This is a genomic window from Ferrimonas sp. YIN67 (genome assembly GCF_057219095.1).
In genome coordinates this window covers 95,752-114,236 of sequence record NZ_JBXVVJ010000011.1, presented here as the reverse complement: position 1 = coordinate 114,236, position 18,485 = coordinate 95,752, and the positions used below count along the sequence as shown (strand labels likewise).

16 protein-coding genes are annotated in these 18,485 nt (G+C 57.5%); 5 read left to right on the top strand and 11 right to left on the bottom strand.

Going from position 1 to position 18,485, the window contains the following annotated elements; all coding sequences use genetic code 11:
- The first annotated feature begins 121 nt into the window (after positions 1-121).
- Positions 122-2,485, top strand: a complete 2,364-nt coding sequence (locus AC2D8U_RS19205) for an EAL domain-containing protein (RefSeq protein WP_484620696.1) — start codon at positions 122-124, stop codon at positions 2,483-2,485.
- A gap of 23 nt (positions 2,486-2,508) precedes the next feature.
- On the opposite strand, the gene AC2D8U_RS19200 is transcribed toward AC2D8U_RS19205, so the two are convergent.
- The 7 genes from AC2D8U_RS19200 to AC2D8U_RS19170 form a co-directional block, all read right to left on the bottom strand.
- On the bottom strand, positions 2,509-3,435 hold the full coding sequence (locus tag AC2D8U_RS19200; RefSeq protein WP_484620695.1) for an alpha/beta fold hydrolase: 927 nt from the start codon (positions 3,433-3,435) through the stop codon (positions 2,509-2,511).
- Complete coding sequence (locus AC2D8U_RS19195) at positions 3,432-3,737, bottom strand: DUF1244 domain-containing protein (protein WP_484620694.1); 306 nt, start codon at positions 3,735-3,737, stop codon at positions 3,432-3,434. Before AC2D8U_RS19195 ends, AC2D8U_RS19200 begins: the two co-directional genes overlap by 4 nt.
- Positions 3,738-4,214: 477 nt before the next feature.
- A complete protein-coding gene (gene hemN, locus AC2D8U_RS19190) occupies positions 4,215-5,585 on the bottom strand; it encodes an oxygen-independent coproporphyrinogen III oxidase (RefSeq protein ID WP_484620693.1) in 1,371 nt (456 codons plus the stop codon).
- Positions 5,586-5,792: 207 nt separating this feature from the next.
- Positions 5,793-6,242 (bottom strand): DUF2489 domain-containing protein, encoded by a 450-nt coding sequence (locus AC2D8U_RS19185; protein ID WP_484620692.1) that lies wholly within the window; start codon positions 6,240-6,242, stop codon positions 5,793-5,795.
- A gap of 3 nt (positions 6,243-6,245) precedes the next feature.
- The gene (gene yihI / locus AC2D8U_RS19180; RefSeq protein WP_484620691.1) at positions 6,246-6,779 is read right to left on the bottom strand and encodes a Der GTPase-activating protein YihI; all 534 of its coding nucleotides are present in this window, start codon (positions 6,777-6,779) and stop codon (positions 6,246-6,248) included.
- 36 nt (positions 6,780-6,815) lie between these two features.
- A complete protein-coding gene (locus tag AC2D8U_RS19175) occupies positions 6,816-7,451 on the bottom strand; it encodes a class I SAM-dependent methyltransferase (RefSeq protein WP_484620690.1) in 636 nt (211 codons plus the stop codon).
- 779 nt (positions 7,452-8,230) lie between these two features.
- Positions 8,231-8,857, bottom strand: coding sequence for a c-type cytochrome (locus AC2D8U_RS19170; protein WP_484620689.1), 627 nt, complete (start codon positions 8,855-8,857; stop codon positions 8,231-8,233).
- Between the two features lie 171 nt (positions 8,858-9,028).
- On the opposite strand from AC2D8U_RS19170, the gene yihA reads away from it, so the two are divergent.
- Entirely contained in the window at positions 9,029-9,658 is a 630-nt protein-coding gene (yihA, locus tag AC2D8U_RS19165; protein ID WP_484620688.1) for a ribosome biogenesis GTP-binding protein YihA/YsxC, read from the top strand.
- Positions 9,659-10,227: 569 nt separating this feature from the next.
- Here yihA and polA read toward each other — a convergent pair.
- Positions 10,228-12,981, bottom strand: coding sequence for a DNA polymerase I (gene polA / locus AC2D8U_RS19160; protein ID WP_484620687.1), 2,754 nt, complete (start codon positions 12,979-12,981; stop codon positions 10,228-10,230).
- 448 nt (positions 12,982-13,429) lie between these two features.
- Here polA and elbB point away from each other — a divergent pair, with 448 nt between their 5' ends.
- Positions 13,430-14,086 carry an isoprenoid biosynthesis glyoxalase ElbB gene (gene elbB / locus AC2D8U_RS19155; RefSeq protein WP_484620686.1) on the top strand — a complete coding sequence of 219 codons (657 nt, stop codon included), beginning with the start codon at positions 13,430-13,432 and terminating at the stop codon, positions 14,084-14,086.
- A 176-nt stretch (positions 14,087-14,262) separates the two neighbouring features.
- Here the strand turns inward: elbB and AC2D8U_RS19150 are convergent, their stop codons facing one another.
- The 3 genes from AC2D8U_RS19150 to AC2D8U_RS19140 all read right to left on the bottom strand — a co-directional run bounded on the left by AC2D8U_RS19150 (position 14,263) and on the right by AC2D8U_RS19140 (position 16,142).
- Complete coding sequence (locus tag AC2D8U_RS19150) at positions 14,263-14,715, bottom strand: GNAT family N-acetyltransferase (RefSeq protein ID WP_484620685.1); 453 nt, start codon at positions 14,713-14,715, stop codon at positions 14,263-14,265.
- A complete protein-coding gene (locus AC2D8U_RS19145; protein ID WP_484620684.1) occupies positions 14,712-15,368 on the bottom strand; it encodes an HD domain-containing protein in 657 nt (218 codons plus the stop codon). The genes AC2D8U_RS19150 and AC2D8U_RS19145 overlap by 4 nt, the downstream gene beginning before the upstream one ends.
- Before the next feature lie 111 nt (positions 15,369-15,479).
- Complete coding sequence (locus AC2D8U_RS19140) at positions 15,480-16,142, bottom strand: 7-cyano-7-deazaguanine/7-aminomethyl-7-deazaguanine transporter (protein ID WP_484620683.1); 663 nt, start codon at positions 16,140-16,142, stop codon at positions 15,480-15,482.
- 181 nt (positions 16,143-16,323) lie between these two features.
- On the opposite strand from AC2D8U_RS19140, the gene moeA reads away from it, so the two are divergent.
- Together moeA and moeB are read left to right on the top strand one after the other, a co-directional pair.
- A complete protein-coding gene (moeA, locus tag AC2D8U_RS19135) occupies positions 16,324-17,625 on the top strand; it encodes a molybdopterin molybdotransferase MoeA (protein ID WP_484620728.1) in 1,302 nt (433 codons plus the stop codon).
- Complete coding sequence (moeB, locus tag AC2D8U_RS19130) at positions 17,625-18,374, top strand: molybdopterin-synthase adenylyltransferase MoeB (RefSeq protein ID WP_484620682.1); 750 nt, start codon at positions 17,625-17,627, stop codon at positions 18,372-18,374. Before moeA ends, moeB begins: the two co-directional genes overlap by 1 nt.
- Positions 18,375-18,485 lie beyond the last annotated feature (111 nt).

Here is an 18,485-nt window from a genome sequence, read left to right as displayed (position 1 = left end):
AATGTTTATTTAGGACAAGGACTTGTCAATTTCGTGGCGTAAAGGGAAGGCGTCGCTCCCCCGTTTATCACTGTTGATTTTGTTGCCCATCACACTCCTGTTGGCATTGGGCAGCTTGGTCATGCTCGATTTTTTTCAGGGGCGAGAGCAGATGCGAGGTCACCTCAAGGTGGCCCAGGAGTTGCTGTTGCTGCAGCGCGCCGAACAGATGGAACAGTTGCTGGTTTCCGCGGGGCCGGGTCGGGCCGGTGAAGTGGCCGAATTAAGCATGATGCAATGGGCCAAAGAGGAAGCGCTGCTGGGTGCCGCAGTGATTGATCGGGATCAGCGGATCTTCTTTGGCAGCCGAATGATCTGGCGGGGCGGGCAGGCCAGCCGTTTGATCGAGGGCTATGACAGGGCCCGGGCCAACAGTGCCATCCTCAGCGGCCGTCCTCTGGTCTTAGAGAACTCGCATCGAGGCAGCTTGCAACTCTACTATCCCTTGATCCAGTTGCAATCCCACCTTGAGCCCAGGCTGGTGTACATGGAACAGGATCTGACGCCGCTCAATGATATTGGCCAGTCTCTGTTTTTTCAGCGTCTGGCCCGCGTCTGGAGTCTTGGCTTGCTGCTGATAGGGTTGCTGGCGTGGGCCGGGCGCCGTTTTGTGGTGTTACCCCTGGCAGAGCTGCAAGACCTGTGTCGTCGTCTGGGGGAGCCCAGGCTGCTTCCCTCTACGACCTGGCGACCCAGAGAGTTGGATGCCCTGTGGGAAGAGATCGAGCGGGGTAACCAACGGCTGCGTCAGGGATATGTTCAGTTGGTCGAGAGTGAGCAGCGTTGGTTGTATGCCATTGAGGGGATCCGCGCCGGTGTCTGGGACTGGCAGATCGATCGGGATCAGGTCTATTTCTCACATCACTGGAAGGCGATGCTGGGGTACCGGGACGATGAGCTCCTGTCGACCTTCGAGTCTTGGGAGCAGCGCCTGCATCCTGATGATCGGGAGCGGGTGCTAGGTCAGCTTCGCGATTATGTCGATGGACGAGAGGGGCGGTTTGAGAACGTGCATCGATTGTGTCATCGGAGCGGGCATTATGTCTGGGTGATGGATCGCGGCATGGTGGTGGATTGGGACGGTCAAGGGCGGCCCAGACGAATGATTGGCACCCATCTTGATATCAGTGAGGAGATGGCACGCAAGCACAGGGAGCCGGAGCGCAACCAGGTGCTGACTCGCGTTGAACTGGCGAGCCTGCTGGAGCCGATGGTGCAGGCCGAGACGGATGGGGCCGCCTTGCTGGTGTTGTTGGAGCTGGATGACCTGCCCCTGCTTTATGGGGCTTATGGTCAGATCGGCGCTGAGCGCCTGATGGAGCAGGTTCTGGTGCGTCTGGAGAAGCGTTTTGCCGATGCCGCCATGTTGCAGCGTCAGGGAAGAGCCGAGTTCGCCCTCCTGCTCACAGGCCTGGATCATCAAGACCGGGTACAGGTTGGGCGGGTCGGCCAACTGGTGGAGCGGATCCAGACGACTCTGTCTCAGGGAGGACCGGAGGGCACACCTCTGCACCTGAGTGCGAGCCTTGGGCTAACCCTGTTCCATCCCGGGCCGCGACAACGCGCTAATGAGTTGCTGGCACAGGCTGAGTTGGCGCTGCTTCGAAGTAAGGAGTTGGGGCGTGGACAGCACTGTGTTTTCCAAGTCGAGATGCAGCAGCAGGTCCGTCAACAGTTGTGGCTGCGTGATGCCCTTTCCCATGCGCTGGAGCAGGAGGAGATCTGTCTCCAATTCTTGCCCGTCATGGATGCCGAAGGTGAATTGCACGGGGCTGAAGCGTCGCTGCACTGGCACCATAGTCAGCGAGGCAGTATTGCTCCAGAAGAGTTTCTGCCGGTCGCGGTTCGTTTTGGCCTGTGTGAAGCGCTGACCGAGTTACAGGTAAACCAGGCTTGCCGGGAACTCAGCGTATTGCGCCGCTATGGACTTAAAGAGCTGATCCTACCCGTCGCCCCACTGCAGCTTATTGGGACCGCCTTTGTCGAGTACCTGAGAGTGAATCTGGAAGAACAAGGGGTATCTCCCGGCATGCTGGTATTGGCATTATCGGAGGCCGAGTTGCCCTCTTCGCTCGATGAGTTAAGGCTGGTCTGGGCCCGGCTTCAGGAGATGGGAGTCGGACTGAGCCTGGTCCATTCGGGAGCCGGTTTGCATTCGCTTCATCGATTTAAGGTGCTACCGGTAAGGCGCCTGGTGCTGGATGTACGGGATATTCAAGGTTTATCAAACGCGTCAGTGAGTGCGCTGGCTTCGGCCCAGGCGCAGATCGCTGACGCGTTGGGGGTGGACTGGATGGCCATAGGTGTGGACGATGAGATCCGGTTCCAGCTCACGAAGGAGCAGGGCTGCGAACGTTTCCTTGGGAGTCATTTCGGAAGCCCCTCTCCTCTGGAGGAGCTGCTCAGCGTATTGCGCACCTTGGGGCGCAGTTCCCTTTCCAGCTAAGGTATCCCGGCTGTGAGTGCCTCTCACTCCAAGGGGAGGCGGTCTTTGAACCAGTCCAGGCTGGCGGCCAGTGCCGCATCTCGCAAGGACTCTCGCTCGATAAAGAGTTCGTGCTTGGCACCAGGCAGGATCTGCAGGTGATGCTGGGGTTGGCGCTGGCAGAAGCGCACCTGAGCATCATTGCAGACAATGGTGTCAGCCTCGGCCTGGAGTACCAGTATGGGGGTCTTCACCGACAGGCGGGATAGCCGCTCGGTGGCAAGAAGGGCCTGTTGCAGCCAGTGATTGCAGGGATCGCCCAACTGCAACTGGGGGCAATCCTGGTAGAGCTGACGGAACTGACGGTACTGCTGGGGATCCGAGGTGAGCTCATTCTCTTCGAAAGTTTTGGGCTGGTAACCGTGCCCCCCGGGGATGTACCGGTAAGGCGCCAGTTTCGACAGGAGTCGGGCCAGCCTACGGATCAGGCGCTTAGGCGCGGGCAACCGGATCCCATACATTGGGGCTGACAGGGCGGCCCGGTCGAAATGATCCGGATAACGTGCGAGGTAGAGGGTGCCGATGGCACCGCCCATGGAGTGGCCCAGCAGATAGTGATGGCGATGACCATCGGGGCGGATCTTGTCTCGATAGAACTGGGCCATATCTTCAATGTAATCATCAAATCGACGCACGTGGCCCATATGGGGATCGGTCAGCAGACGGCCCGATAGGCCCTGGCCGCGATGATCCCACAGGTAGAGGCTGTAACCCTGGCGGTATAGCTGCTGCACCACTGGCCAGTATTTGAGGTAGCTTTCGATCCGACCATTACTGATGGCGATGGCCCCGACGGCATTGGCATGGCGCAGTATGCTATAGCGGATCGCAATGCCATCGACACCGGTAAATTCATCGTGCTCGGCCTGCTGCCACAGGGGGCATGCCTCCATCACTTGCTCTGGGCTCATAAAGGTTTTTTGGCCAACTGGCGGGCGTCGAAGGCAGCCAGTTGTTCTGGCGTTGCCTCTTGCTGGTATTTCTCTTTCCACTCACTGTATGGCATGCCGTAGATCGCCTCTCGGGCGGCGTCATAATCCACCGCTTCCCCTCGCTCCTCGGCCTCGGCCATATACCATTTGGCCAGGCAGTTACGGCAGAAATCGGCCAGGATCATCAGATCGATGTTCTGCACCTCCTTATGCTGATCCAGGTGTGCCAGCAGGCGGCGCAGTACGGCGGCCTGGATCTCGGTTTGGGTTTGTGGGGTCATGCTCTCTCCTTAGGCGTTTGAAGTGGGTGGCGATCCCATGTTGTTTCCTTGCTGTCGGCGTTGGCGCAGAGGCAGCCTCTTGATCTTATAGGAGTGTGCCGCTGCAGGCCAAATCGATTGGGGGCTTGAGGGAACACAGGTGCTCTCGGGCGGGTGGCTGATGTGGCTCAGGATGAGCTGGCCGAGCCCCTTGAGTTGCGCGCAGCCTAAAAAAACGCCACGCCAGGAGAAACCTGGTGTGGCGTTTGTCTGTGTGAGAGAGGGGGGCGTGCTGATCAGATCACTCGGCTGAACTGCTGCTGGCGCGCCTTGTCGCGGTGTGGTCGCCGATCAAAGCACATGCAGCAGATTTTACCTGGCCGGATCAGCGTGCTGATCAGATCACTCGGCTGAACTGCTGCTGGCGCGCCTTGTCGCGGGGTGGTCGCCGATCAAAGCGCAGACAGAAGATTTTACCTGGCCGGATCAGCGTGCTGATCAGATCACTCGGCTGAACTGCTGCTGGCGCGCCTTGTCGCGGAAATAGCGATCAAAGCACATGCAGATGTTACGGATCAGCAGGTTGCCCTGGGCTGTGACCCGAATGATGTGGCCTTCATGCTCGACCAACTCATCCTGGATAAAGGGAGCCAGTAGCTCTATGTCTTCGGCAAAGTACTGGTCGAAATCGATATCCCAGTCCGTTTCGATGGTGCGCTTGTCCAGCTCGAAGTGGCAGATCAACTGTTTGATCACCGCGCGGCGGATAAAGTCGTCGCGCTCCAGAGTGCAGCCTTTGGCCAGGGCATGGCCCTGATCGTCCATCGCCTGGTAGTAGTCTTTCAGTGCCACGGCATTCTGGGCATAGGCACTGCCGATGCTGGAGATCGCCGAGGCCCCCAGGCCGAGCAGGTCGGCGTCTGGTTGGGTGGTGTAGCCTTGGAAGTTGCGGTGCAGCTTGCCGGCTCGCTGCAGTTTGGCGAGCTCATCCTCGGGCTTGGCGAAGTGATCCATGCCGATAAACTGGTAGCCGGCCCCGGTCAGGGTGTTGATGCTGTTTTCCAGGATCTTCAACTTCTGCTGCGGGGTCGGCATATCCTCTTCATGGAGTTTGCGTTGGGCCGCGAAGCGATGGGGCAGATGGGCATAATTGAAGATGCTGAGTCGATCCGGGCTGAGATCCTGGATCCGCTCCAGGGTCTTTTGGAAGCTTTCCGGGGTTTGATGGGGCAGTCCATAGATCAGATCGACATTGGTGGAGCCAAAACCCTTTTCCCGAGCTGCCTGCACGAGATCAAAGATGAACTGTTCATCCTGTTCGCGGTTTACCGCGGCCTGTACTCGTTTGTCGAAATCCTGAACCCCTACGGAGATCCGGTTGAAACCGACCTCTTTGAGGACGTCCAGCAGGTGCAGATCGATCTCCCGGGGGTCAATTTCGATAGAGAATTCGCCCTGCTCGGCAAAGTTGAAATGGGTTTTCAGCAGGCTGGTCAGGCGACGGATCTGCTCGCCATTGAGGAAGGTCGGTGTACCACCGCCCCAGTGCATTTGGGTCACCTGGTAGTGGCTGAAGCGTGGGGCGCGGTTTTTGATTTCACGCTCCAGGTAATCCAGGTACTGATCTGCTTTATGGGCATGGCGCGTGATGATCTTGTTGCAGCCGCAGTAATAGCAAAGCTTGTGGCAGAAGGGGATATGCAGGTACAGGGACAAGTGTTGTTTGTCAGATCCGCTGATGGCGGTCGACAACTGCTCGTCGGTAAAATCCGGGTGGAACTCCACTGCGGTGGGGTATGAGGTATAGCGAGGCCCCGAGTAGTTGTATTTCTCGATGAGGGCCTGATTCCAGCTGATCTTATCCTGCACGTTGTCACTCCATATGCGGCTATGTTGGCATTATGCCGCTTTTGTTGGCATTGACCACTCTTGTTGAGCGAGATTTTGCTGCTCTGTTGCCCGGATGGGATCGAACTCAACATTCGGAGCGGCAAAAATGGTTGGGTGAACGGGCTGCGCCCCGGGACAAATAAAAAAAACGGTACCCGAAGGTACCGTTTGGATATGTCGTCTGGGTCAGAGCCAGCGGTCCGCCACGAGTCGATCGAGGTCTCCCCGCATCGCGGGGCCGAGCTGGTCTTCCCAGCGTTCCCGCTCCAGGTCCAACCGCATCCGCTCATTGCGTTTGAGAGCCTGGCGTGCGGCCAGGATGGGTTGATCCGCGACCTTATCATACAGGGCATGCAGATCCGGGAATTGCTGACGCCAATGATCGGGCGTGTGGCGAGGAAGACCCCGTAATAGGTTGACCAGGCGCAGTGCTCCCTCGGCTGGTTCGCACTGTTCCTGCAGGCAGGCCTTGGCGATCAGCAGGATCTGGGATTGCAATTCGGCGGTCCGTTGGGCTTGGTTACTGGCTTGTGCCAGGCGAACTCGGCGCAGTCGCCACAGTAGCCAGCCTGCGTAGCCCGTCAGCAACAGGATGATTACCGTGGCCAGAATCAACAAACTTCCCTGTAGCGTCATGCTTTAGTCCTTGAATTGATCCAGCAGATCTTCGCCCTGGTTGAACTGGGCGAGCAGGTCATCCTCATCCTTGGCCTCATCTGTGGTGCTGATCAGCGGGGCGTTATCAAGCTCGTCCTCGTCCTCGTCCTCAATACCCAGTTCGTCCATCAGCACGGCGATGCGGGCCAGGTTGGACTCCAGGTAGAATTGGTCGTGCTGGGCCAGTACTTCACCGTCTTCCACTCTTTCCAACAGGGTGTGCAGGCGGGGATCATTCTCCAGGCGTGCCAGCTCTTTTTCTGGTGCTTCACTCCGGGTTGGCGCTGGCTGGGTGACTTGATCCAGTACCAAGGGGATCGCCTTCTTGCTGCCGAGGCGCGGATCTTTCTTGGCCGCCGGGTTGTCGGCGCGTTTCACATCGGTACCACTGTGGCGGCTTCCGGCGCTTTGGCCCTTGCCACGTTTCTTACTGGCTCGGGTTTCTTGTTTCTTCTCCCGCGGTGGTCGATTTGGACCATTGGTGTTTACTTTGCGGGATTTCTTGATTCGGGTCATGGGTCTGCCTCCATTTGGGCCGGCGTTTATACCAGATTATGCCGGTTTTTGCAGCAGAATGACGTCGCTGCCGTGAAATTCCACCGTCATACCGTGTCGTCGAGCCAGGAAGCGGAAGGTTGCCTGGCTGAAGAAACAAACATGAGTGGGGTCATTTTTGTAGTGCCATTGGGCGAAGGCTTCTCGGCTGCGCACCAGTTTGGTCATCAGTCCTAGGGTGCCTCCTGGCTTGAGCAGTTCTAGGAGCAGTTGCCACTCGCGGGCTGGCCGGTAGAAGTGCTCGATGGCCTCGGTGCAGGTAATGAAGTCGTACTGGCGGCGCAGGGGAGTCCGATCCGGTGCGTAGTAGATATCATACAGGGCCATGGAATGACCCGCCTCCCGTAAAAGCTCGGCCAGAGCCGGGCCGGGTCCACAGCCGAAATCAAGACCTTCGCTGCCTTGGGGCAACCTCGCGATCAGTGGGTTGGCCAGGCGAGACAGGAAGCGCCGATAGCCGGGATCATCGACCTGATTCTGATGCTGATCATAGATTTGCTTTTCCGCCGGAGCTGGCAGCAGGGCGCTGGGATCGGCGAACACCAGTTCACATTGCGGGCACTGAAAGTAGTGGCGGCGCTTATCCTGATGATAATGATGGCTGTCAGCATGAAGGCACAAGGGGCAATGCATGAGGTGTCCTGGCACAGATCGGGGCAACCATTATACGCAAGAGTAGCGGGTGTGTCGGGGGGAGAAATAAAAAAGGCGACAGGAATGCCTGCCGCCTCGTATGGGTGTCAGTCGACACGCCTCCAGATTTTTTAACCAGGAGTTCCTTTCCCGCTTAGTGACGTTCCCGGTCTCGTTCCTTTTTCTTGTTACCAGCTTCCGTGCGTGGATTTTATTGTTTTCGGTCAACCATGACACTTTGTTATTCGTCCTATATCCGCCAATCCGTGACGGTAATTTGCCACATTCCCCGTGGCTAAATGTCTTCCTGACAAGCACATTCTTCCGTGAGATCCCCAAGTCCTTGGGGTCGAGTTCTCCGACTCGTCTACTCCTTTAACAGGGCGCCTTCCGATGCGCGTGACACACATCCTGTGCATCATTCCTGGGGCCATCAGCGGTCCGTCACCGAGGCGTCCTCCCTGTTGGTGCACCACTCTACCCACTTTGAACTGGATCGCAACTTTTTTCAGGGTGAGAAATGCTTCAAATTTTTTTGTTAAATCTATAAGTGTATGAAAACTTGTAAAATTTGATAAAAATAAGAGAGCGTATCTTTACGATCGCTGATGGAGATAATGGGTGATCTCTTACATGCGCGCGGGTGGATGGCGGACGACAAAGCGGTTTCACCAGTGACTTGTTTCGTTCTTTATGCGAGAAGGAGCGCATTACTGCGTTGAGAGCAGGAGGGGCAGAATAAAAAACGGGCCCACTGGGCCCGTTTTTATTTGCTTGGCTCAGAGCCCCTGGATGTAGGCGCTCAAGGCTGCGATATCGTCATCACTGAGCTTTTTGGCTACGTCCGTCATCATGCCGTTAAGATCATTGTGACGGGCACCGCTGCGGAATTTCTCCAGCTGCGACTTGAGGTAGCCACCATGCTGACTGGCGATAGCGGGATAACCCGCCAGGCTCATGCCTTTGCCTTGAGCACCGTGGCATGCAACACAAGCGGTCAGTTGACGAGCCGGGTCGCCGCCCAGGTAAAGGGTTTCACCCTTTGCTCTGATGGCTTCAGGGCCTGGAGCTCCTGCCTGGATCGACTGTTCAGAATAGAAGGCGGCCACGTCGGCAATGTCCTGCTCGGTGGCCAGCATCATGGCCATACCGCTCATTACAGGATCATGGCGTCCCTGGGCGCCGCCAGTTTGTCCGGCCAGCTTGAATTCGGTGATCTGCTTGATCAGGTATCCCTGATGCTGACCGGCGATTTTGGGGTAGAGATCGATGGGGCTGTTTCCGTCCATTCCATGACAAGCTACACAGGTGGCGGCTTTCGCCTGACCAGCCGTGGGATCGCCTTCGGCCAGGGCCGTTGTCGAAATGGATGACAATACAGCGAGGGCAACAGCAAACTTTTTCATGACGTTCCAACTTTTCTTGTTTAGCGTTTCTTTCCCTGCCGCAACGCTCGCCTGTTAAAATGGAGGGAGCATGCTGCAGGCATTTTACACGAAACCAGAGCCAGATCTAAGAGTTGGTGCAATTTGTGACCTGAAACGCTCTAGGTTGGCTATGCCTCTACGGAGTTCTACGTGACCGAACAAACAATCGATTTTCGCCTGGCGCAATTTGTGACCAGTGCCCCGGACATTCACCATCTGCCTGACGACATCGGTATGGAGATCGCTTTTGCCGGTCGTTCCAATGCTGGTAAGTCCAGTGCATTGAATACCTTGACCGATCACCGTGGATTGGCACACACGAGTAAGCGGCCCGGCCGGACTCAGTTGATCAATGTCTTTCGTCTCGACGATGACAAGCGGTTGATCGATCTGCCCGGATATGGCTTTGCCAAGGTTCCTTTGGAGATGAAACTTCAGTGGCAGGAGAAGCTGGCCCAGTATCTGGAGGAACGACGTTGCCTGAAGGGGCTGGTGGTTTTGATGGACATTCGCCACCCTTTGAAAGATCTGGATTTTAATATGATCCGTTGGGGCGTTGCGGCTCAAATGCCGGTGCTGGTCCTGTTGACCAAGGCGGATAAACTTAAGCAGGCGGAGAAACAAAAGACGCTGCGTACCGTTAAGGCCACGCTGGCTGAACTGGAAGGAGAGGTCACGGTACAGTTGTTCTCATCCCTGAAAGGGACAGGCCGTGAGCCGGCGTTGAACGTGCTCAATGGCTGGTTTCAGCGCCATGACCAAGAGATTGGCTTGAGCTGATGTTGAAAAAAACCGGTGCCGAATGGGCACCGGGCTAAAGCAAGTCTATAAAGAAGCTTTTCAATAAACGATAACAAGACACATCAATCAGCGGGATTGGTGTGGCGAGTCCACTATAGCCTACGAAAATAAAGCTTTAAAGCATTTGCTCTAAAGTGGTGTTGCTAAATGCTTGACGGGTGCCTGCGGGCCGCAATGGTGTTGTGTTCTTAGGACTCAGGTTCTAAAAGCCCAGATCCTCCCACATGGGAGCACTCGCCGTTCGTCGGGGATCGCGCCATTCGGAAGGGGTCAGGTTTTGCGATAGGCATTGTGTGGAAAAAGGCACAAAAAAACCCCGACGATAGAGATCGCCGGGGTGCCAATTTTGGCGATTGCCCAGAGGCAATCAAAAACAGGTTTGAAAGATAGAACATCTTACCTCTGTACCCTACCCATCAAGCATAACCAAGCTGGACGGCTTGAGGAAAGTGCTTTCACTGGTGGATGGTTTGTTTTGTGCATTGGATCACCAAAGGAGGGGCATTTGCCCCTTCTTGGTGTTTGCCTGCTGAACTTTTGTTCAGAGGTTAATGGGCTTGATCCCAGTTATCACCCAGACCCGCCTCTGCCAGTAAGGGAACATCCAACTGGGCAGCGGCTTCCATTATGGTACAGAGCGCTTGCTGATGTGCCTGGGCATCGGCTTCGATCACTTCAAAGACCAGTTCATCATGGACCTGCATCAGCAGGCGGATCTCATCGCTATTTTGTTCGGCCAGGTACTGAGCGACACCCAGCATCGCCTTCTTGATGATGTCGGCGGCGGTACCCTGCATCGGCGCATTGATGGCGGTGCGTTCGGCTGCCTGCTGGCGCATCTTGTTGCGGGCGTTGATCTCCGGCAGATACAGTCGGCGACCATACAGGGTTTCGACGTATTGATCGTCGTGGGCCTGTTTGCGGGTGCGATCCATGTACGCCAGGACACCAGGGTAGCGATCGAAATACTTGTCGATGTACTCCTGGGCCTCGTAGCGCGGGATCGCCAGTTGCTTGGCCAGGCCAAAGGCCGACATGCCGTAGATCAGACCAAAGTTAACTGCCTTGGCGCGACGACGCTGCTCCGTGGTGACCTCATCAAAGGGCACCCCGAACACCTCGGCTGCAGTGGCCTTGTGAATGTCCTTGCCCTGGGCGAAGGCTTCCAGTAGCCCCTTATCCTGGGACAAGTGAGCCATGATCCTCAGTTCAATTTGCGAGTAGTCGATGGCCAGGAGTTTAAAGCCTTCAGGGGCAATAAAGGCCTGACGGATCCGGCGACCCTCTTCGCTGCGGATCGGGATGTTCTGCAGGTTGGGATCAGAGCTGGAGAGACGGCCGGTGGCCGTGACAGCCTGATGATAAGAGGTATGGATCCGGCCTTCGGCCTTGATCATCAGTGGCAACTTGTCGGTGTAGGTGTTTTTCAGTTTGGCCAGGCTGCGGTGCTCAAGGATGATCTTGGGCAGCGGATAGTCCAGCGCCAACTCCTGCAGCACCTCTTCGGCGGTAGAGGGGGCTCCCTTGGGGGTCTTTTTCAATACCGGGCAGTTGAGCTTGTCGAACAGGATCACCTGAAGCTGTTTGGTGGAGCCCAGGTTGAAGGCTTCTCCAGCGATCTCGTGGGCTTGTTGCTCCAGCTGGGTCAACTTAGCGGCGATCTCGCCACTTTGTTGATGCAACTTGTCGACATCCAGCAGTACGCCATTGCGTTCCATCTGAGACATCACGGGGATCAGTGGGATCTCCAGCTCATGGAAGATCTTGCTGGGTCCCTCCAGTTCCTCCAGGCGCGGCAGCAGGTGTTGGTGCAAGCGCAGGGTGATGTCTGCGTCTTCGGCAGCGTAGGGGGCGGCCTGCTCGAGTTCGATCTGGTTAAAGGTTTTCTGCTTGGCCCCTTTGCCCGCGATCTCCTCGAAATGAATGGTTTTGTGGCTCAGGTATTTGAGGGCCAGATCATCCATATTGTGGCGGCCGGCGGTGGAGTTGAAACAGTAGGACTCCAGCATGGTGTCGTAGACAACGCCTTGCAGCGCAATGCCGTACTTGGCCAGGACGGACATGTCGTACTTGAGGTTCTGGCCTACTTTTTTGGCGTCTGGGTCTTCTAGCAGGGGTTTGAGCTTGGCCAGGACGCTGTCGCGATCCAGCTGTTGTGGTGCTCCCTCATAGTCGTGTCCCACGGGCAGGTAGGCAGCCTTACCCGCTTCCACGGCAAAGGAGAGGCCAACCAGCTCGGCTTCCATATAGTCAAGGCTGGTAGTTTCCGTATCCAGGGCAAAGAGTTCGGATCCTTTCAGTTTGTCCAGCCAGCTGTCCAGCTGGGATTCGGTGAGGATCAACTCGTGTTCGGTCGTGCTCTGGGCCGGAGCGGTTTGAGTACTCCCCTTGCCTTGTTGTCCCTGGGGCAGGACGGCTCCCCCGTTGAGGACTTCGTCCAGCCAGCGACGAAACTCCAGTTCACCGTAGAGTTTGGCCAGGGTGTCCCGATCGGCTTCTCGGATCACCAGAGCATCCGGTTTCTCCTCCAGCTCTACATCGGTCTTGATGGTGGCCAAGGCATAGGAAAGGAAGGCCGCATCTTTATGTTCGGCCAGTTTCTTCGGCATGGTTTTGCTGCCACGAAAGCCCAGGGGCACCACGGCATCGATGTCCTGGTAGATGGCTTCCAGGCTGCCGATCCCCTGAAGCATGGCCAGGGCAGTTTTTTCGCCCACACCGGGCAGACCCGGAATGTTGTCTACCTTGTCCCCCATCATGGCCAGCAGATCGATGATCAGCTCTGGGCCAACGCCAAATTTTTCTTTGACCCCGGCCGGATCCAGCTTGGTATCCGTCATGGTATTGACCAGGGTGATCTTATCCGTCACCAGCTGGGCCATATCCTTATCGCCAGTGCTGATCAGCACATCATAACCAGCTTTTTCCGCCTCGACGGCCAGGGTGCCGATCACATCATCGGCTTCGACACCGCTGTGGACAATCATCGGCAGACCCAGCGCCTGGATGATGGCGTGCAGTGGTTCTACCTGGCTACGCAGATCGTCTGGCATGGGGGGACGCTGTGCCTTGTATTGGGCATACATTTCGTCACGGAAGGTTTTGCCTTTGGCGTCAAACACCACCGCCATATGGGTGGGATCGTACTGTTTCAGCAGGCTTCGCAACATGTTCACCACCCCGTATACCGCCCCGGTGGGTTCGCCTTTGGAGTTGGTCAGGTGTGGTGGCGCGTGGTAGGCACGGTACAGGTAGGAGGAGCCGTCGACCAGGATCAGGGGTTTGGTTTCGCTCTGGGACATGGGGCCAGTTTGGTTGATAAGTCAGGTCGGTAGAATGCCATGACGGGCCCCTGCTGCGCCAGTGCTCCGGCCGTCATCCGCCGCGGACTCTGGTCAGTAAACAGCCTGTGGATAACTTTGTGTACAGAGTCTGTGGACAACCCTGCCCGGATCCGTGATCTGGATCCTTGAAAATTGCGCAAAGCCAGATCCTGCGCGGTTTCTACGGGGAGAGCGCAGGGCAAAAATAAAGTAAATGTGAGGACCGACCCAATGTGGATAGCTGATTGCCGACCTTGACAGTTTGGGTCCAAAGGAGGAGATACTGCACCAGGTTCCTTCCCGATGGTCGAGCAACAAGATAGCACATAAAATAACCGGGTCCATATGGAGATGAAAAAAATGTTAAAACAATTTCTGGTGACTAGGATTTGCAGCAATTCTTGCTGAAATAACAAGGAGACTCAGGATGAAAAAGATCGCTGTATTACTCAGTGGTTCGGGTGTGTTTGATGGCAGTGAGATCCATGAAGCGGTGCTGACTTTGCTGGCGTTGTCCCGTGCTGGGGCCCAGTATCAGTGCTTTGCCCCTGATCGGGATCAGCTCCATGTGGTTAACCACCTTACTGGTGAAGTGGCGGCGGGGGAGCGGCGTAACATTCTGGTGGAATCCGCTCGCCTGGCCCGGGGGGAGATCCGGCCTTTGAGTGAGCTGGATGCCGAGGCGTTTGATGGTTTGATCCTGCCGGGCGGGTTTGGCGCTGCCAAGAACCTGTGCGACTTTGCCCTGGCGGGGAGCGAGTGCCATGTCGCCGACGATGTAGTGCTGGCGGCCCGGCAGTTCATTCAGGCGGGCAAGCCCAGTGGCTACCTGTGCATCGCGCCGATCATGTTGCCGCGGATCGCCGGTCAAGGGGTCAAGGGCACCATAGGAACGGATGTGGAAACGGCCCAGGCGTTTAACCTGATGGGAGGGGAGCACCACACCTGTCCGGTGGACCAGGTGACGGTGGATGAAACCCATAAGATCATATCCAGTCCAGCCTATATGCTGGCGGGCAATATCGTTGAAGCCGAAGCCAGTGTGAATGCCCTGGTGGCCAAGGTGCTGAGCTGGTGTGAATAGCTTTTGGCCAGTTAGCTGTTAGCTGTTAGCTGTTAGCTATGGCCAAGGGCCATAAAAAGGCCGGCAAAGCTGCCGGCCGGATCTTTTGTGAGCCATGTGCGTCGTAATGGATGTGAGCCACCCATCGGGTTGGAACGCCCTCAAAGGATCATGGATCTCATTCCCTCTTTCGAGGGTTAACGGCATTTGCCCAGATCTTTGGCAAAGTGGATACGGTGATCCAACGTGCTTGTCCCCTTGGCTTCCACTCTGACGATATGAAAGCCGTTTTTGATCAATAGCCGAAGCATGCCTGGATAGCGGTTTCGGCTTTTTACCGTCAGGCTGCGGTAGCCTTGCTGTTGCGCCCAGCGTGTTTGATCGTTAAGCAAGGCTTCGGCCACGCCCAGGCTGCGAAAGTCAGGCAGGACACCGGCCATCCAGCAGTAGAATTCTGTGGCTCCCGTTTCATAACCCACCATGGCACCGGCAGCCTTGCCTTCCACCTCGGCGATGCGACTGAGGTAGGTAACGTTGGTCAAACGCTGCTGGTAATGCGCTATCCCATAGGGCCGATCAAATTCCGGTACCTGAGCCAGCAGTGCGGCAGCTTCGGCGTAAGGCGCATCACGCAGGGTCATGGGGTTCATTGCGCCGGCTCCTTTGGTCCCAGCTCGCTTTTCAGCATCGTCATAAACTGCTCGATGTAGGCCCAGCGACGTTGTCCTTCTGCCCGTCCGGCGTCGGTTCGCAGCTGGCCGGGCAGGTGCTGCAATTTCACGAAGAAGTGATCCAGACAATAACGACTGTCGTCCAGATCGCGCCGTTCGGCAAAGGGGTCTTCACTGTGATACAGGGTGTTACCAAACTGGCCCCCCAGCATCAGGCAGCGGGCCAGGCCGATGGCGCCGAGCGCATCGAGACGATCCGCATCCTGAACGATTTGCGCTTCCAGGCTGACGGGCTCGATCCCGGCCGACCAGCTGTGGGCCGCGATGGCGTGATGGATGGCCGCCAGGTACTGGCTTGGGTAACCGTGCTCAGTCAACAGGGCAACGGCCTTGTCGGCCGCCAGTACCGAGGCTTGACTGCGACGGGGATCCCGCTTGTCGATCAGGACCACATCGTGCAGCCAAGCGGCGGGTAGGATCACTGCCAGCTCGGCGCCGGCTTGCCGACCGAGAGCCTGGGCACTGGCGACGACCCGCCGAATATGATCCAGATTATGAGCGCCGTCGCTGCCGGCGTCGGCTGCCCATTGACGGCATCGTTGCTGCCAGTGGATATCGAAGATCTGGGTCATGATGTGGCCTCTTTGCCGTGACGAAGGGGGGCGGATCATACCTTCGCCCGTGTTGAAACGAAACAGGGCCGCCCGGTGATGCCGGGCGGCCCTGTGCTTGGCGCTTGGGAACTACACCAGTGGCTGGCGAGTCGTTCCTGTGGTCAGGATCTTATCGGTCAGCAGTTTCAGCAGCACACCATAGGCGGGCAGGAACAACAGCAGGCTGATGGCCAGCTTGAAGCCGTAATCGACGGTGGCGATCTCGGTCCAGTGCTCGGCCATGAAGGGATCGGAGCTGGCGTAGAAGGCCACGGAAAAGAATACCGCGGTGTCCACCAGGTTTCCGATCACCGTAGAGCACGCCGGGGCGACCCACCAGGCCGCACGCTCGCGCAGTCGGGCAAACACCTTGATGTCCATCAACTGGCCAAGCAGGTAGGCGGTAAAACTGGCCAGTGCGATGCGGCCGACGAAACCGTTGAACTCACCCAGTCCGCTGAGGCCGACGTAGCGTCCTTCGAACCAGATCACAGAGATCAGGTAGGAGAGGATCAGGGCCGGGACCATGGCACCGAAGATGATACGGCGGGCCGCCTGGGCACCAAAGATCCGCACGGTCAGATCCGTCGCCAGGTAGACGAAGGGGAAGGTAAAGGCACCCCAGGTGGTGTGGTAGCCAAACAGGAGAAATGGCAGTTGAACCAGGTAGTTGGAGGCCGCGATCACGGCGATGTGGAAGCTGATCAGGATCAGCAGCGCGCGCTTGATCTGCGCCTCGCTCAATTGAAGCATGGTGTCACCTTTTTGATGTTCGGGGTTAGGGAACCCGGAGGATTGAACTTGCCAGGCCGCGTGTGGCGGGGCAAAAAGAGGGCGAAATTATAGGCAGTGATGAATGCAATGCAAGCCTTATGTGAGGCAATCGGTCCCAAACTGCCGGGGTGATGGCATAATGAACCGAAACTCTCGCTCGATGATCCCGCCGGATCACTCTGCCCAACAAGGAATCGACCCAGTGAGTCAAGACTGCTGCAGCCAACCGGGACTGATGCTTCCCCAAGATGCTCTGGAAAAGATCTACGACCTAGTAGCGCCGTTTGAGGCGGTGGAAACTGTTCCCCTGGAATTGGCCCCGGGCAGGGTGCTGGCCGAGGCGATCCATGCCCCCATCGATCTGCCCGCCTTTGCCAACTCCGCCATGGATGGCTATGCGGTGCGTGCTGAAGACGTCACCGAACCGACCCGTTTGAAGGTGGTGGGTAAGGCATTTGCCGGTGTCCCCTTCGAGGGGGAGTGTGGCCCTGGGGAGTGTGTCCGGATCATGACAGGTGCCCTGCTGCCCGAAGGGCTGGACAGCATAGTGATGCAGGAGGTGGTGAAGCGCGATGGGGAGATGGCGATCATCGAAGAGGCGGTTCGGCCCAGGGCCTTTGTCCGGGAACGGGGCAGTGAGCTTGAGGCCGGCACCCGGGTACTGAGTGCGGGCACCCGGATTGGCGCCGCCGAGATCGGTGTCCTGGCCACCGTCGGGGTCGCCGAGGTGCCGGTCTTTTCCCAGATCACCGTGGCCCTGTTTTCCACCGGGGATGAGCTCAAGGCACCGGGGACCGAACTGGCACCGGGTGAGATCTACGACTCCAATCGTCATGCCCTGCGTACCATGCTGCAGACCCTGCACTGCAAGGTGGTCGATCTGGGCGTGATCCCGGATGATCTGGATGCCGTTCGGGCCGCATTTGCCCGTGCCGACGCTGAAGCCGATCTGGTGATCACCTCCGGGGGTGTCTCGGTGGGTGAGGCCGATTACATCAAGACGGTGCTGGATGAGCTGGGTCAGGTAAATTTCTGGAAATTGGCGATCAAGCCAGGCAAACCTTTTGCCTTCGGCCAGCTGCCCAATGCCTGGTTTTGTGGCCTACCCGGCAATCCGGTTTCCTCCATGGTGACCATGTATCAGCTGGTGCAGCCGCTGCTGGCCCATCTGGGGGGCGAACGCAAGGCGCCGGCCCTGACATTCCATGCCACCCTGCAGCATCCTCTGCGCAAGGGGCCGGGTCGTCAGGAATATCAGCGGGGTGTGATGTCCCGCAATGCTCAGGGACAATTGGTCGTCAGCACCACTGGGGCTCAGGGCTCGGATATGACCACCTCCATGAGCCGGGCCAACTGTTTTATCGTGCTGCCCCGCGAGTGCGCCGATCTGGACGCGGGTGCTCAGGTGACTGTCGAGCCCTTTAATGCCGTGCTCAGTGGTCAACTGGGGGGGGGGCTGTGATGGAGGAGATTCTTTCCGATCAGGAGCTGATGCGCTACAACCGGCAGATCGTGATCCGCGCTTTCGACATGGACGGCCAGGAAGCACTGAAGCAGGGCAAGGCGCTGATCCTCGGTGTGGGCGGCCTGGGCTGCGCTGCCGCTCAGTATCTGGTGACCGCCGGGATCGGCCAGATCACCCTGGTGGATTTTGATCATGTCGAGTTGTCCAACCTGCAGCGTCAGGTATTGCACCGGGATAGCCGCATCGGCATCAATAAGGCGGTGTCCGCCGCCGAGGAGCTGGCTGGCCTTAATCCGCATGTCGAGATCTCGGTGATCGACCGTCTGTTGGACGAGCCTGAGTTAGCGGAGCAGGTCAACGCCCATGATATCGTGCTCGACTGCACCGACAACCTGATGATCCGCGAGCAGCTTAATCGTTTCTGCTTTGAGGCCAAGGTGCCGTTGATCTCCGCCGCGGCGATCCGCATGGAGGGGTTGGTAACCGTGTTTGATTATGCTGTCGATAAGCCCTGCTACCAGTGTTTCGCCAGCCTGTTTGGCGAGCAGCAGTTGTCCTGTGTCGAGAGTGGCATTCTGGCCCCCGTGGTGGGCATGGTGGGCTGTCTGCAGGCCACCGAGGCGGTTAAGCAGCTCAGTGGTATGGGCAAGACCCTGTCGGGCCGCATTCTGATGATCGACGCCATGACCATGGAGTTTCGTGAAATGAAACTGCCCAAGCGGCCAGGTTGTACTGTGTGCGGTTAAGATCAGCGAGAGTAAAAACGGGACGCCAGAAGGCCTCCCGTTTTTCTTGAAGTCGGGCAGGGTGGGCGCGTAGCCAAAGAGCGGCCATCGTTCAAGGGGAGCACCGTAACC